The 13,617-nt window shown below is 74.0% G+C and carries 16 protein-coding genes; 4 read left to right on the top strand and 12 right to left on the bottom strand.

Features of this window, described 5'->3' with window-relative positions:
• Positions 1-96: 96 nt before the first annotated feature.
• Both C1A33_RS10005 and C1A33_RS10000 read left to right on the top strand, forming a co-directional pair.
• Complete coding sequence (locus C1A33_RS10005; protein WP_243407377.1) at positions 97-300, top strand: ribbon-helix-helix protein, CopG family; 204 nt, start codon at positions 97-99, stop codon at positions 298-300.
• On the top strand, positions 297-677 hold the full coding sequence (locus C1A33_RS10000) for a type II toxin-antitoxin system death-on-curing family toxin (protein ID WP_101831239.1): 381 nt from the start codon (positions 297-299) through the stop codon (positions 675-677). The genes C1A33_RS10005 and C1A33_RS10000 overlap by 4 nt, the downstream gene beginning before the upstream one ends.
• A gap of 7 nt (positions 678-684) precedes the next feature.
• On the opposite strand, the gene cds1 is transcribed toward C1A33_RS10000, so the two are convergent.
• From cds1 to C1A33_RS38310, 3 genes are read right to left on the bottom strand one after another with little or no spacing between them, the layout of a single operon-like run.
• Positions 685-1,773 carry an L-cysteine desulfhydrase Cds1 gene (cds1, locus tag C1A33_RS09995; protein ID WP_101831238.1) on the bottom strand — a complete coding sequence of 363 codons (1,089 nt, stop codon included), beginning with the start codon at positions 1,771-1,773 and terminating at the stop codon, positions 685-687.
• A gap of 55 nt (positions 1,774-1,828) precedes the next feature.
• The gene (locus tag C1A33_RS38315; RefSeq protein WP_480014316.1) at positions 1,829-2,209 is read right to left on the bottom strand and encodes a CAP domain-containing protein; all 381 of its coding nucleotides are present in this window, start codon (positions 2,207-2,209) and stop codon (positions 1,829-1,831) included.
• Complete coding sequence (locus C1A33_RS38310; RefSeq protein WP_480014315.1) at positions 2,185-2,688, bottom strand: TerD family protein; 504 nt, start codon at positions 2,686-2,688, stop codon at positions 2,185-2,187. Before C1A33_RS38310 ends, C1A33_RS38315 begins: the two co-directional genes overlap by 25 nt.
• 248 nt (positions 2,689-2,936) lie before the next feature.
• Here C1A33_RS38310 and C1A33_RS09985 point away from each other — a divergent pair, with 248 nt between their 5' ends.
• Positions 2,937-5,969 (top strand): branched-chain amino acid ABC transporter permease/ATP-binding protein, encoded by a 3,033-nt coding sequence (locus C1A33_RS09985; protein WP_101831241.1) that lies wholly within the window; start codon positions 2,937-2,939, stop codon positions 5,967-5,969.
• 53 nt (positions 5,970-6,022) lie between these two features.
• Here the strand turns inward: C1A33_RS09985 and C1A33_RS09980 are convergent, their stop codons facing one another.
• The 5 genes from C1A33_RS09980 to tatA all read right to left on the bottom strand — a co-directional run bounded on the left by C1A33_RS09980 (position 6,023) and on the right by tatA (position 10,433).
• Positions 6,023-7,282 carry an ABC transporter substrate-binding protein gene (locus C1A33_RS09980; RefSeq protein WP_101831237.1) on the bottom strand — a complete coding sequence of 420 codons (1,260 nt, stop codon included), beginning with the start codon at positions 7,280-7,282 and terminating at the stop codon, positions 6,023-6,025.
• Between the two features lie 95 nt (positions 7,283-7,377).
• A complete protein-coding gene (locus tag C1A33_RS09975; protein WP_243407376.1) occupies positions 7,378-8,082 on the bottom strand; it encodes an NADPH-dependent FMN reductase in 705 nt (234 codons plus the stop codon).
• 9 nt (positions 8,083-8,091) lie between these two features.
• On the bottom strand, positions 8,092-8,691 hold the full coding sequence (soxR, locus tag C1A33_RS09970; protein WP_101831236.1) for a redox-sensitive transcriptional activator SoxR: 600 nt from the start codon (positions 8,689-8,691) through the stop codon (positions 8,092-8,094).
• Positions 8,692-8,737: 46 nt separating this feature from the next.
• Positions 8,738-9,988, bottom strand: coding sequence for an alkaline phosphatase PhoX (locus C1A33_RS09965; RefSeq protein ID WP_101831235.1), 1,251 nt, complete (start codon positions 9,986-9,988; stop codon positions 8,738-8,740).
• A gap of 154 nt (positions 9,989-10,142) precedes the next feature.
• Positions 10,143-10,433, bottom strand: a complete 291-nt coding sequence (gene tatA, locus C1A33_RS09960) for a Sec-independent protein translocase subunit TatA (protein WP_423748056.1) — start codon at positions 10,431-10,433, stop codon at positions 10,143-10,145.
• Positions 10,434-10,688: 255 nt separating this feature from the next.
• Between tatA and C1A33_RS09955 the strand changes: the two genes are divergently transcribed.
• The gene (locus C1A33_RS09955; RefSeq protein WP_101831233.1) at positions 10,689-10,970 is read left to right on the top strand and encodes a GlsB/YeaQ/YmgE family stress response membrane protein; all 282 of its coding nucleotides are present in this window, start codon (positions 10,689-10,691) and stop codon (positions 10,968-10,970) included.
• A gap of 169 nt (positions 10,971-11,139) precedes the next feature.
• Here the strand turns inward: C1A33_RS09955 and C1A33_RS09950 are convergent, their stop codons facing one another.
• From C1A33_RS09950 to C1A33_RS09935, 4 genes are all read right to left on the bottom strand, one after another.
• Positions 11,140-12,015, bottom strand: a complete 876-nt coding sequence (locus tag C1A33_RS09950; RefSeq protein ID WP_101831232.1) for a TIGR03620 family F420-dependent LLM class oxidoreductase — start codon at positions 12,013-12,015, stop codon at positions 11,140-11,142.
• 351 nt (positions 12,016-12,366) lie between these two features.
• On the bottom strand, positions 12,367-12,741 hold the full coding sequence (locus C1A33_RS09945) for a fluoride efflux transporter FluC (protein WP_101831231.1): 375 nt from the start codon (positions 12,739-12,741) through the stop codon (positions 12,367-12,369).
• A complete protein-coding gene (locus C1A33_RS09940; protein ID WP_101831230.1) occupies positions 12,738-13,181 on the bottom strand; it encodes a DUF190 domain-containing protein in 444 nt (147 codons plus the stop codon). The genes C1A33_RS09945 and C1A33_RS09940 overlap by 4 nt, the downstream gene beginning before the upstream one ends.
• 79 nt (positions 13,182-13,260) lie before the next feature.
• Positions 13,261-13,617, bottom strand: a 357-nt coding sequence (locus C1A33_RS09935; protein WP_101831229.1) for a fluoride efflux transporter FluC, incomplete at its 5' end; no start/stop codon positions are given.

Here is a 13,617-nt window from a genome sequence, read left to right as displayed (position 1 = left end):
CCCCCGCACCGACCTCGCCGTCCTCGCCACCCCCGACCTCATCATCCTGCGGGGCCAGCCTGTCGCCAGATGGTATCGCCAGTGATACCATCGGCCATGGCCATGACTCTGCGCCTGAGTGACGACGAGGCCGAGGGCCTGCGGCGTCGTTCCGAGTTGGAGCACCGCTCGATGCAGGAAGTCGCTCGGCAGGCGATTCGGGAGTACATCGAAGCGCACAGCCGTGCTGATCTTCTTGATCGGGTTCTCGACGAGGAACTGCCCCGATACGCGGAGGCGCTCCGTCGCCTCGGCGAATGATCTATCTGAATCTCTCCGAGCTGTTGCGTGTCGCCGAACGCGTTCTGTATGCGCCGCCGCAGGTCCGTGACCACGGCCTGCTGGAATCGGCGCTGGCCCGGCCGCAGGCGAGCGTGTTCGGGCGGGATGCCTACGCGTCGCTGCACGACAAGGCCGCCGCCCTCGCGCACTCGCTGGCCCGCAACCACGCTCTCGTCGACGGTAACAAGCGCCTGGCTCTGGGCGCGGTCATCGCCTTCTACGGCCTGAACGGGCATCGGTTGACCCTCACCAATGACGAGGCCTACGACCTGGTGACGGGCGTCGCCGACGGCACGTTCGACTCCGTCGAGGAGATCTCCGCGGTACTCGTGAACGGCACGTGGCGATGGCGCTGACCACCGGTCAGGCGCCGGGCCAGGTGGCGGTGGTGACGGCGTGGTGGAGGATGCCGGAGCTCGCCGTGGGGTCGATGGTGGCGGCGGCGAGCCAGGCGGGGGAGTAGTAGGTGTCGGTGTAGCGGTCGCCGGAGTCGCAGAGCAGGGTCACGACGCTGCCGGTGCGGCCGTCGGCGACGAGCTCGCAGGCGAGCCGCAGGGCGCCCCACAGGTTCGTGCCGGTGGACGGGCCGGCGCGGCGGCCGGTGAGTTCGCGCAGCAGGCGCATCGCGGCGATGGACGCCGCGTCCGGCACGCGGATCATCCGGTCCACGACGTCGGGCAGGAAGCTCGGCTCGACCCGCGGTCGCCCGATGCCCTCGATCCGCGAGCCCGGCGCGAGCACGCTCGGGTCTCCGGTCGTCCATGAGCGGTGGAACGCCGAACCCTCCGGGTCGACGACACACAGGGCGGTGTCGTGCTGGCGGTAGCGCAGGTAGCGGCCGATCGTCGCGCTGGTGCCGCCGGTGCCGGCGCCGACGACGATCCACGCCGGCACCGGATGGCGTTCCAGCGACATCTGACTGAAGATCGACTCGGCGATGTTGTTGTTGCCCCGCCAGTCCGTCGCCCGCTCGGCGTAGGTGAACTGGTCCATGTAGTGGCCGCCAGTGGCCGTCGCGAGGCGTTGCGCCTCGTCGTAGACGGTCGTCGCGTCCTCGACGAGATGGCAGCGCCCACCCTCCCGCTCGATCAGCGCGATCTTCGCGGCGCTCGTCGACGCCGGCATCACCGCGACGAACGGAAGGCCGAGCATCCGGGCGAAGTACGCCTCCGAGATGGCGGTGGAGCCCGAGGACGCCTCGACGATCGTCGTGCCCGCACAGATCCAGCCGTTGCACAACCCGTACAGGAACAGCGAGCGGGCGAGGCGGTGCTTGAGCGAGCCGGTCGGATGCGTCGACTCGTCCTTGAGGTAGACGTCCACGCCCCGCCCGGTCGGCCACAGCGGCAGCGACAGCAGATGGGTGTCGGCCGAGCGGTTGGTGTCGGCCTCGACCCGGGCGATGGCCTGGCGGATCCAGCCCCGGTCCGCCCGGCCCGGCGCGGCATCCATGCACCTCATCAAACCTGGTTCGATGTGGATACGCCCGTCAGAGCAGTGCCGTCCGTCAGAGCTGGGTGCCGAAGACCTGCGTCCAGTAGGTGCCGTACTCGCCGCCGGTCGCGTGGCCGACGCCGATCTGTCGCAGCTGCGGGATGAGGATGTTCGCGCGGTGCCCGGGGCTGTTCATCCAGCCGGTGACGACCTCCTCGGCGGTCGTCTGACCGGCGGCGATGTTCTCCGCGACCCGCGAGTAGCGGTAGCCCAGCGCCGTCACCCGGTCGGAGACGGTCCGCCCGTCGGGGCTGGTGTGGGCGAAGAAGTCGCGGGCCGCCATGTCCCGGCTGTGCGCGTCCGCGGCGGCGCACAGCATCGGGTCGACGCCCAGCGGCGCGAGCCCCGCCTTCTCGCGCTCCCGGTTGGTCAGCACGACCACCTGGGCGAGCATCGGCGCGAGCCCGCCACGCCGTAGTCGCGGGCGAGGCCGGCGAGGCCGTCGGCGTAGCCCTGGCCGACGGCGCGGACCTTCCACCCCGGCCCGCGGCGGTAGATCTCGACCAGGGTCAGTACCGTCTCGCGGGTCAGCGGCGGCGGGGCGAAGTGGACCAGGACGCTGCCCCGGCCGTTGTGCAGCGTCACCACCGGGGCCGGTAGCTGCCCGAAGGGGGTGGTCCCGTCCTCGGGACTGGCCATGATCACCACCCGGTCGGCGCCGGGGCGCAGCGCCGCCGGGTCGACCGTCACCTCGCCGCCGGCCAGCGTGACGCCCGCGGCGCGCGGCTGGTTGTAGAAGACGAAGTCGCCGTCCCCGTCGACCTTCCCGTGCGCGGAGACGACCAGCGCACACAGATCGAACGGTCCGCTCAGGCGAACCAGGACGGGGCCCTGGGGCAGGGGTGCGTTGGCACCGGGCACCAGCTCTGTCATCCGTCCCACCGCCATCCTCACGTGCCGTTTCAGGCATCCGAGCGTCCACGATACGAAGTCGGCGTTGTGGTGGGTTTGCTTGTCAGGCCGGACACCTCGGCCATACCGTCGCGTTCGGGTTGCCGTGATCAACGGCTTCGGGGTCCCGGAGTGAATTCGGCCGCGTGAGTTCGGCCGCGCAGGGATCGCCGCGGGCATGACGCAGGGTGCCGTCGTGCGGCGGTGCCCGGAGCAGGGTGGGACCGGTCGTGGACGACGTCATGGGCTTCGCGCTGCTCAGCCTCGGGTCGGGTGCGCTGTACGCGCTGGTCGCCGCCGGCGTGGTCGTGATCGCGCGGGGCGCCGGCGTGCTCAACATGGCACAGGGCGCGTTGGTGGCCTGGGCGGCCTACGCCTTCCACGGCCTGCACGGGGCGTGGGGGCTGCCGCTGGCGCCGGCGGCGCTGCTCGCGGTCGCCTCCACGATGGCGATCGGCGTCGGTTTCCACCTGCTGGTCATGCGCCCGTTGCGGGAGGCGACCCCGCTGCTGCGGCTGATGGCCACCCTCGGGCTCCTGATCATCCTGCAGTCGTCGCTGACACTGATGTTCGCCGGCGCGGTACGCACGTCACCGACGGTGCTGCCGACCGGATCGGTGCGGCTGTTCGGCGAGTCCATCGGAGTCGACGTGTTCGTCCGGCTCGGCGCGGTCGCCGTCCTGATCGCGGGGCTGTGGGCGCTGTTCCGGTGCACCACCCTCGGTCTCGCCGCGAGCGCCGCCACCGAGAACCCGCGGGCCACCGCGGCGCTGGGGTGGTCGGTCGACGCGGTCGCCGCCGGCGCCTGGGGTCTCGGCTCGGGCCTGGCCGGGCTCGCCGGCGTGCTGCTCGCCCCGCTGCAGAACCCACTGTCCTCGGCGAACCTGCTGTTGCTCATCGTCCCCGCGCTGGCCGTCGCGCTGGTCACCCGGTTCCGCTCGTTCCCCGGAGTGCTGCTCGGCGGGCTCGTCCTCGGCGTCATCGAGGTGGAGACGCAGTACCAGCTCGTCGCCCGTCACCCGTTCTGGCGGGGCGTCGACCGGGCGGTGCCGCTCGCCGTCATCGTCTTCTACCTGGCCGTGCGCGGGCGGGGCCTGCCCGAGCGAGGGCACCTCGCCGAGCGGCACCCGGTGCTCGGCAGCGGCCGGGTCCATCCGCGGGCGCTCGCCGTCACCGTCGCCGCGGCGCTCGCGGCGATCTGGTGGGTGCTGCCGCACGACTGGGTGGACGCGCTCGACGCCAACGCCCTGTGGGCGCTGATCATCCTGTCCGTGGTCGTGCTCGTCGGGTACACCGGGCAGCTGTCGCTGGCGCAGCTCGCGTTCTCCGGGATCGCGGCGCTGATCGCCGGGCGGCTGGTGGCGACCCGCGGCTGGCCGCTGGAGGCGGCGATGGCCGTCGGGGTGGCCGGCACCGCCGTCGTCGGGCTCCTGTTCGCGCTGCCGGCGCTGCGCACCCGGGGCCTGCAGCTCGCGGTCGTGACGCTCGGCCTCGGCGCCGCCGTCGACGCGCTGCTGTTCCAGCGCGGCTACCACTCGCCGCCGCCGGCGAGCGCCAGGGCGCTGGGCTCGCTGTTCGGTGACCTCGCCTCGCCGGAGGGGACCGTCGTGGGCCGCCAGCGCTTCCTCGGCGTCCCCCTCGACACGGTCACCGACCCGCGGGGCTTCGCGACGGTGTCGGTGCTCGCGTTCGTCCTCGTCGCGCTCGCCGTCGCCAACCTGCGCCGCGGCCGGGCCGGGCGGCGGCTGATCGCGGTGCGCACCAACGAGCGGGCCGCGGCGGCGCTGGGCATCAGCGTCGTCGGCGCCAAGCTGTACGCGTTCGCGCTGTCCGCGGCCATCGCCGGCTTCGGCGGCGTGCTCTACGCGTTCTTCGTCTACGGGCAGCGCGGCAACCTCGACTTCGGTGACGGGACGTTCGCGCCGTTCTCATCGATCCTGCTCATCGCCTACGCGGTCGTCGGCGGCGTCGGCTGGGTCAGCGGGTCGTTCGCCGGCGCCACCATGGCCGCCGGGGCGCTCGCGACCCGGCTCGGCGCGGCGGTCGGGGAATGGCTCGGCCGGCTCGGCGCGCTGCTGCGGGTCCTGCTCGCCGCGCTCGCCGGCCTGCTGGGCCTGGCCGGCGGCGCGGCGCTGACGAACAGGGCCTCGTTCCCCGGCCGGCTCGGCGCGACGGCGCGGCGCTGGCTGCCGTGGATCGCGGCGCTCGGGGCCGCCGTCCTCGCCGCGGTCCTCGGCGGCGCGGTGCGGCACTGGCTCGCCAACCTCGACCGCTACGTGCCGCTGATCGGCGGAATAGTGCTGGTCGCGGTGCTGTCCCGCTCCGGCGGGGGCATGGCGCCGGAGAACGCACGCTCCGCCCGCCGGCTCTACGACCGCTTCGTCCCCGGCGCCGCCGAACGCCGCACCCGCGCCGACGACACCCGGCTGACCCGGGTACTCGGCCCCGCCGTGGACGCCACGGTGGCCGTCTCTGCGGCGGTGGCCGCCTCACCGGCGGTGCTGTCGGTGTGGGGGCTGACGGTCCGCTTCGGCGCGGTCGCCGCGGTGCGCGGGGTGGACCTGCGGGTGCTGCCGGGCCAGGTCGTCGGGATGATCGGCCCGAACGGCGCGGGCAAGACGACGGTCATCGATGCCATCACCGGCTACGCGCAGGCGTCGGCCACCTCGATGATGCTCGGCGGTGAGCGTCTCGACCGCCTGCCCGCGCACCGCCGGGCCCGCGCCGGGCTGAGCCGGTCGTTCCAGAACCTGGAGCTGTTCGAGGACCTCACCGTGCTGGAGAACATCCAGGCCGCCAGCGACGGCCGCGATGCCCGCGCCTATCTCAGCGATCTGCTGGTCCCGCGCGCGCGCCCGCTGCCCGCCGCGGCGCTCGCCGCCGTCGACGCCTTCGGGCTGCGCCCCGACCTGCTGCGGGTCGTCTCCGACCTGCCCTACGGCCGGCGCCGCCTGCTCGCGATCGCCCGCGCCGTCGCCGCCGGGCCGTCCGTCCTGCTGCTCGACGAGCCCTGCGCCGGGCTCGACGAGTCGGAGAGCGCCGAGGTCGCGGCCCTGCTGCGCCGCCTCGCCGACGACTGGGGCCTCGGCATCCTGCTCAACGAGCACGACATGGACGTGATCATGGACGTCTGCGACCGGGTCGTGGTGCTCGACGCCGGCGAGCTCATCGCCGAGGGCACCCCGGCCCAGGTGGCGGCCCACCCCCGGGTGCGGGCCGCCTACCTGGGCGAGCCGGAGCCCGCCGCCCTCGCCGTCACCTGACGCGAGAAGGCGCCTGACTCAGGGCCCCGCCTGACTCAGGGGCTCCGCCTGGCTCAGGACGCCGCGCGGCGCAGGATGGCCAGGCCGTCGTAGGTCTCGGTGCCGAGTGGGACGAACGACTTCGACGCGCTGTCCCAGCGGGCGCCGCGCAGCGTCGTGTTGAAGATCCGCTCGGCGCCTGGGATCGGGGTGGTCGCCGTCAGGTCCAGCGGCGGGACGATGCCACCGAGGTCCAGATGCTTCGTCCGGCCGAGCTGGGCGAGCAGGTTCTTCGCGGTCAGCTCGCCGGAGACCTGGCTGCCGACCTTCTCGGCGATCTGCACGGACAGCCAGGCGCCGGTGGTGGTGGTCGTCGTGCGCAGCGCCGGGGCGGCGTCGGGGTCACCGGCGGCCTGCTCGGCCTCCAGCTCCCGGACCATCCGGGCCACCTCGGGGAACTGCGCGGCCTGGCTCAGCTCCGGGAACGCGGTGGCGATGACCAGCTTGTCGGCGGCGGGGCCGAGCGTGGCCAGGTACTTCGGCGACAGCGTGCCGCCCGCGTGACAGGTGCGGATCTGCTGGCCGGCCTTGCCGATCACCGCGTAGGCGGCCTGGTCGAACACGACCAGCACGGCGCCGTCCGCGCCGGAGCGGGTCAGCTGGGAGATCGCCGGGGTGAAGTCGCTGGTGGTGATCGGGATGCGGATCTTCGGGTCGATCGGGTGGTTCACGGCCTTCCCGCCGCCCTCGGCCATGGTGATCAGCCGGTCGCTGGCGCTGAGGTCGTAGCCGACCAGCCCGATCCGGCCCGCCCCCGCCTTCGCCAGCAGCGACGGGCAGACCGCCGGGTAGAACGTCAGCGGGCTGATGACATAGCTGATCGGGGAGCTGAGCTCGGAGCCGTCCGCCGAGACGCCGGACGAGCCGATCGACGGGATGCCCGCGTTCTGCAGGATCGGCATGATCCCGCCGCTGCCGCTCACCTCTGCGACGACGGCCAGCACCTTGTCGTCCACGGCCTGCTGGGCGCACTTCTTCGCGGCCGCGGGATCGTTCTTCTCGTTGCAGTGCTCGAGTTCGACCGGATGCCCGCTGATCCCGCCGCGGGCGTTGACACCGCGCACCGCGGCGCGCGCCGCGGCCACCATCTCGGGGTAGTTGGTTCCCGGCGTACCCGTGGGTGCGATGATCATGAGCTTGACCGGAGTGCCCGCGGCGGCCGCGCCACCCGCCGAGCCGCCACCCGACGAGCCGCCGCACGCGGCGAGCGTCGCCGCGACCATGGCGGCGACACCCGCCCCGGCGAGCCCACGCAGCCCGAATCGTCGTCGCACCCTGCCGCCTCCTTGACCGTCCGTCCTTGCCGCGGCCACCGTAGACCCGCCCGGTTCGGCCCGGTACGTCAGGGTGAGTCGGCGCGGGGGTCGGCTCAGATCACCTGCGACCAGGCGTAGGTGAAGCCCATGATCTGATCGACGAGCGCCTCCAGCAGCGTCGCCGTCGCCGAGTCCGTCACCCGGCCGTGGGCGTCGACGACGCCGTCCCCCGCGCCGAACGCCACGCCCAGGGGTGTCGGCCAGCCGCGCAGGGCATGCACGGTCGAGCGCAGCGCGCTCAGCGTCGTGCCGGCCTCCTGCGCGCCCGTCGCGGACACGATCAGGCCGACTGCGCGCCCGTCGAGGTACGGCCTCGGTGCGCCGCGCAGATCCTCGAGGTAGTCCAGCGCGTTCTTCACCATCCCGGACATGGCGCCGTGATAGCCCGGGGTGGCGACCACGAGCGCGTCGCAGCGCTCCACGGCCGTGAGTAGCCGTAGCGTCGCGGGGGTCCGTTCGGGCCGTTCGGGGGCGTACATCGGCAGGTCCAGCTCGGCGGCGCCGAACAGGATGGTCTCGGCGCCCGCCTGGGCCATGCTGCCGAGCGTCGCCGCCAGCACCAGGTGGGTGGCGGAGTCCGCCCGGGTCGCCCCCCCGAGCCCGACGATCACCGGCCGGCGCCGGCGGGCCCGAACCGGCCCGATCCCGGCGGGAGACACGTCAACCGGCGGCCGGGCCGTACGGCTTGGCAGCGCGCCCCCGGACGGCAGGGCGTTACCGCCGCCACCGGATCGCAACGCGCCGTATGAATCCCCCACGACCCCTCCTCAGGACCCCTGTCCGCATTGTCCTGCCGCAGACTCTGTCCTATCCAACCGGTGCTGCCCAGATGCGGACGGGTCGTCGAACCGCTCACGCGCGCAGGGGTTCGCGTCGTCCGGCGGGGGGCGGTGGCCGCCGTGGTGATGCTGGGGCGCGCGGCGCAGGGATGCCGGCAGAACCCGGGCGCCGGGGCCGCGCGCGGCGATCCGATCCTGCGGGTTGGAGATCCGGCAGCGCCGCAGCGACAGGCAGCCGCAGCCGATGCAGGCCTCGAGCCCGTCACGCAGGGCTACCAGGGCGGCGATGTCCTCGTCGAGTCGGGCCCGCCAGCGCCGGGAGATGACCGCCCAGTCGGCCTTCGTCGGAGTGCGCGTGTCGGGCAGGGCGGACAGGGCGGCGGCGACCTCGTCCAGACTCAGACCGACGGCGGTGGCCGCCCGGATGAACGCGAGCCGGCGCAGCACATGCCGCTCGTAGCGGCGCTGGCCACCGCTGGTGCGGGTGGCGGAGAGCAGGCCCTGTCGCTCGTAGTAGCGCAGCGCCGACGGGGCGAAGCCGCTGCGCCGGGACAGCTCGCCGACGGTCATCAGATCGGTGGGGAGCATGCCCGGATCATATAGGTGAAGTTGACGTCAACATCAGGAAAGCCGGTCAGTCGGCCGCCGCGCGGAACGGTCCGGTGATCTCGAAGGTGATGCCGCTGCGGTCACGCCCGGTGACGCCACGACGGGACGAGAGATACAGCCGGGTGCCGTCCGGGCTGAACGCGGGACCGGTGATCTCGGAACCGCGGTGCCCGGGCAGGCGCAGGAACGGTGCGGCCTCGCCGGCCGACGTGATGAGCGTCAGCGCCGGCTCGCCACGCCCCGCCGCGACGAACAGATCCCCCGAACGGGCGGCGGTGAGCTGGCCGATCGACGTCGGCGGCGTCCCACCGAAGATGGCTGTCCCACCGGAGACGGCTGTCCCACCGGAGACGGTGCGTAGCGCCCACAGCCGCCCGTCGCCCCGGGTCGTGACGTAGCAGACGCCGTTGGCGTACCAGCAGCCCGCGGCCCGGTCGAAGGCGCGCGCGTCGCGGGCCTGGCGGCGGGTGGCGCGAGGGAAGCCGTCCGGGTCCGTCACCCGGGCCCAGCGCACGTGGTCGGGGCCCGCGCCCGGATCGCCGACCAGAACCTCGAGGCTGCCGCGGGACAGATCACCCCACCGGTCGGGACGGAACCGGTACAGGCAGCCGTCCGACCGGTCCTCGGTCAGGTAGAGCACGCGGTCGTCGGGATCGCAGGCCACGCCCTGATGGGCGAAGCGGCCCAGCGCCGGGCGGCCCACCGCCGCCCGGGAGCCGTCCGGGTACACCTCGTATACTCGGCCGGCGAAGAGGCCCTCACAGACCAGCCAGGTGCCCCACGGCGTGGCGCCGCCGGCGCGCGGCTGGGTGATGCCGTGCAGGACACGCTCCGCGGATGCCACGGAGCCGTCCGGTCGCAACCGCAGGGCCGAGGCGCCGCCGCCGAACGTCACTCCGGAGTTCGCGACATAGGTCCACCCGCCCCCCGCACCGGGCAGGCATCCGCCGCCGCACGGACCATCCGGCCAGACGTAGTCCGTCGAGGCGACCTGGACCCGGCAGTGAGCGAGGATCCGGCTGGTGAAACCCGCGGGCAGCGCCACGCCGAACCGGTCCGCCGCGCGCGGTGACCCGTATGGGCCAGGCCCTGGGTGGGTGAGCGCCCGGCTCGTGGCTGACGCACGAGCAGCCGCGGCCCTGGGCGCCGCGGAGGAGTCGGAGAAATCGGAGGAGTCGGAGGAGTCGGAGGAACGGTTGCAGGCGGCGGCGGTGCCGGACAGTGCGGCGGCGCCGAGGGCCGCCGCCGTCGAGCGCAGCACCATTCGTCGGTCCATGACGTCGCGTCCCTCCCGAGCTCGGTCCATCAGCCCCCACCCGGCCGGCGAGCCCGATCTGCGGGCATACCGAAGATGGCGGACGCCGCGCGCGGCACGCGGCCGGGCGCCGGCGGGAACCGGCGGGAGGGCCACCGCGGCGGCCCGCCCGCCGTCAGCGGGACTGGACCGAGGGTTCCTGCGGGGCGGGCGCCGCCACGACCGGGGGTGCCGGTGCCGCGGGGGCCGTCGCAGCGGGCGCGACGGCGGGCGGGCCGCTCGCCGCCGCGGGCGCGGTGGTGGGCTGGTCGTCCTCGCGCAGGCCCTTCACCTCGGACTTGAAGATCCTCATCGAACGACCGAGGGAACGGGCCGCGTCGGGCAGCCGCTTCGCGCCGAACAGCACGACGACGACCAGGAGAATGATCAGAAGCTCGGGCGCACCGATGTCAGGCACAACTACCATCCTTCGCGCACGGGTCGGACCTGTCGCCGGCCTCGATCGCATCGTACGACCGGCCGGCCCGGGCCAGAAGGTGGTGCGTCGCCCGGTGGACAACGACCACCGCCTGTGGACGAACGGGCGCGGCCCGCCCGGTGTCGGGCGCACTGCGCATCCGGGATGGTTTGTCAAGGCGACAGCGGGGGGACATCGAGATCCAACCTGTCGTCGATCACCGGCCGACCCGCCGGTGATCCGCACTCGCCGGAGGCCCTCGTCATGCGCTGGACCCTCATCGCCTGGGTGATCCTCGGTCTCATCGCGGGCGCCGTCGCCCGTCTGCTCGTGCCCGGCCGTGACCCGATGAGCATTCCCGCGACGATCCTGCTCGGCGTGATCGGCTCGTTCGTCGGCGGTTTCCTCGGCTACGTCCTGTTCGGCAAGGACCTCGGCGAGGGCGCGCTGCAGCCCTCCGGTGTCATCGGCTCGATCCTCGGGGCCATCGTCGTGCTGCTCGTCTGGCGTGCCGTCGGCGGCCGCAGCCGCGCGCTGCACCGCTGATCCTCTCGCTGACCCCACCGTCCGCTGACGCCTCCCGCCGGCACGCCGGCAGGAGGCGTCCGGCGTGTGTGTACGGACGCAGGCATCGCCAGCCCGACCGCGCCCAGCGGCCACGTCTCGGCCATGGCGGTCCGGTCCCCGTGGCGGCCCGCCCCGAGCGACCCTCGGTCTACAGCAGCTCGGCGGCCATGGCCCGCCAGCTCTCGACGGGCAGTGCACCGCGCCGGGCGCCGAGGTCGAGGTCGGCGCCGAGGACCTGCACGGCGACATGGTCGGCGCCGGCGTCGAGATGCGCGCGGATCCGCTCGGCGGCACGCGCGGGCGGGCCGAAGGCGTAGAGAGCGTCGAGGAGACGGTCGCTGCCCTGACCGGCGACGTCGTCGTCGCCGAAACCGAGCGTGCGCAGGCTGCGGACGTAGTTCGGCAGCGCCAGGTAGTAGGCGAGATTCGCCCGCGCGACGCGGCGTGCCTGCGCCCGGTCGGCGACGAGCACGACCTTCTGGTCCGGGGCGAGCAGCGGCCCGTCCCCCAGCGTCGCGCGCGCCGACGCCGTGTAGTCCGGTGTGACGAGATACGGATGGGCGCCGAGTGTGCGCCCGGCGGCCAGCGCCAGCGCCCTGGGCCCCAGCGCCGCGGCGACCCGGCGCCGCGCCGGCACCGGCGGCGCCGCCGCGTCCAGTCCGTCGAGGACGCCTGCCATGCGGGCCAGCGGCCGGGTGTAGGCGTGGCCGAGCCGCTCGACGAAGGGAGCGTGGCTGACGCCGAGGCCGAGCAGGAACCGGTCGGGATGGGCTGCGTCGAGCGAGGCGAACGCGGCCGCCAGCGGCGCGGGTTCGGCCTCCCAGACGTTGACGATCCCGGTCGCCACGGTGATCCGACTGGTCGCGGCGAGCAGCCGTGCCGGCAGGTGCAGGTCCGGCGCCGACGACCCGAGCCACAGCGCCCCGTACCCGAGCCGGTCCAGCTCCGCCGCCTGCTCCACCCCCGGCCCGTCCCACAGGAACGATGGCGTCCACACCCCGACCCGTCCCAGCGACAACCCCATGACGCTCTCCTCCCACGCTGGCCACCACCCACCGGCGTCGCGCCGTCGGGCCCACCTCGCCCGGCCGGGCCCAACCATGATGTTCGATGGCCCTCGAATACCAACGGGAGTGAGCATACGACGTGGATCAAACACTCGGGGATCCAGAGTGCGCCGTCTCGCGCCTGCGCGCGCCTCCCGCTGGCCTCCGGGACCGCCACGCCGAGATCATGATGAGGGATTGCGTTCCGCGGAACGCGCCCGGACGCGGGTCGCAAGGCAGAGGTGATGGTCGACGCCGCCGGGGCTCACATGCGAGGCCCGCGGGAGGCACACCCCCGTGGCGTCCCCGCGGCACCACCGGTGGCCCGCTCAGCCCCAGAGGGCCTGGGTGAGGGAGACGCCCGCGGCGGCGGCGAGGCAGGTGGCGAGAACGCTGACAGCGAGGGAGGTGGCGGCGAGCAGCCAGGCGCCGTCCTCGACGAGCCGCAGGGTCTCGTAGGAGAACGTCGAGTAGGTGCTCAGCGCCCCGCACAGGCCGGTGCCGACCAGCAGGGACACCGTGTCGGAGGCGGCGCCGGCCAGCACGGCGCCGGTGACGAGACCGAGGATGAGGCTCGCGGCGACGTTGACGGTGAACGTGCCCCAGGGGAAGGCGCTGTCGTGGCGGGCCTGCACCGCCCGGTCGGTGAGGTAGCGCAGGGGGGCGCCGAGCGCGGCGCCGGCGATCACCAGCAGCCAGCTCACCCGTCCTCCCGGGTGCCGTAGCGCACGACCTCGACCTCGTCGAGGACGGCCAGGCCCTCGCCCTCGCCGACCAACCCGTCGAGCTCGGGCAGGAACGCGCGCACACGCGCCTCGTCGTCGACGATGACGACGGCCACCGGCAGGTCGCCGCTCGCGGACAGCAGCCGTTCGGTGTGCACCCGCGACGACGCGCCGAACCCCTCGACGCCCCGGAACACACTCGCCCCGGCGAGCCCCGCCCGGTGCGCGCGGGCCACGATCTCGCTGGCCAGCGGCCGGTGCCGAGACAGATCGGTGTCGCCGACGAACACCGTCAGCCGCAGCGCACGCTCCCCGCGTACTCCCCCCGCGGCGGCCCCGCGCACGGCGGGGCTCCCGTCCGTCCCGCCGCGGGAGCCGCCAAGCGTGCCCGTCCCCTCCGTGCCGTCCGCCGTGCTCATCGCCGTCTGCCCCCCGTCATCGTGACCGCGTCATCGTGACCCCGTCGTCGTGGCCGCCGTCGTGCTGCCCGCGGCCCGGTCAACGTCGCCGTCCGCGCAGGATCCGGCGGGTGGCGGCGGTGGACAGCGCGACCGCGCCGAGCGCGCCGAGCATCGTTCCCGCCAGGTAGGCGAAGGCGAGGGCGGGACGGCCCTCGGCGAGCAGGGTGCGGATGTCCAGGGCGTACGTCGAGAACGTGGTGAACCCGCCGAGCACGCCGACGCCGACCAGCGGCCGGAGAAGCGGATGGCGTACCAGGCCGGTGGTGACGGCGACCATGAGCACGCCGATCGCCGCGCAGCCGACCACGTTGATCCCGAGCGTCGTCCACGGGAACGTCCCCGGCGCCGTCGGCCACAGCAGCGCCGCCCCGTGGCGCAGGCACGCCCCGCCCGC

The sequence above is a fragment of the Frankia canadensis genome (assembly GCF_900197875.1).
GTDB classification, from domain to species: domain Bacteria; phylum Actinomycetota; class Actinomycetes; order Frankiales; family Frankiaceae; genus Frankia; species Frankia canadensis.
The sequence above is the reverse complement of the archived record's forward strand: the minus strand, read 5'-3'. Positions and strand labels throughout refer to the sequence as shown.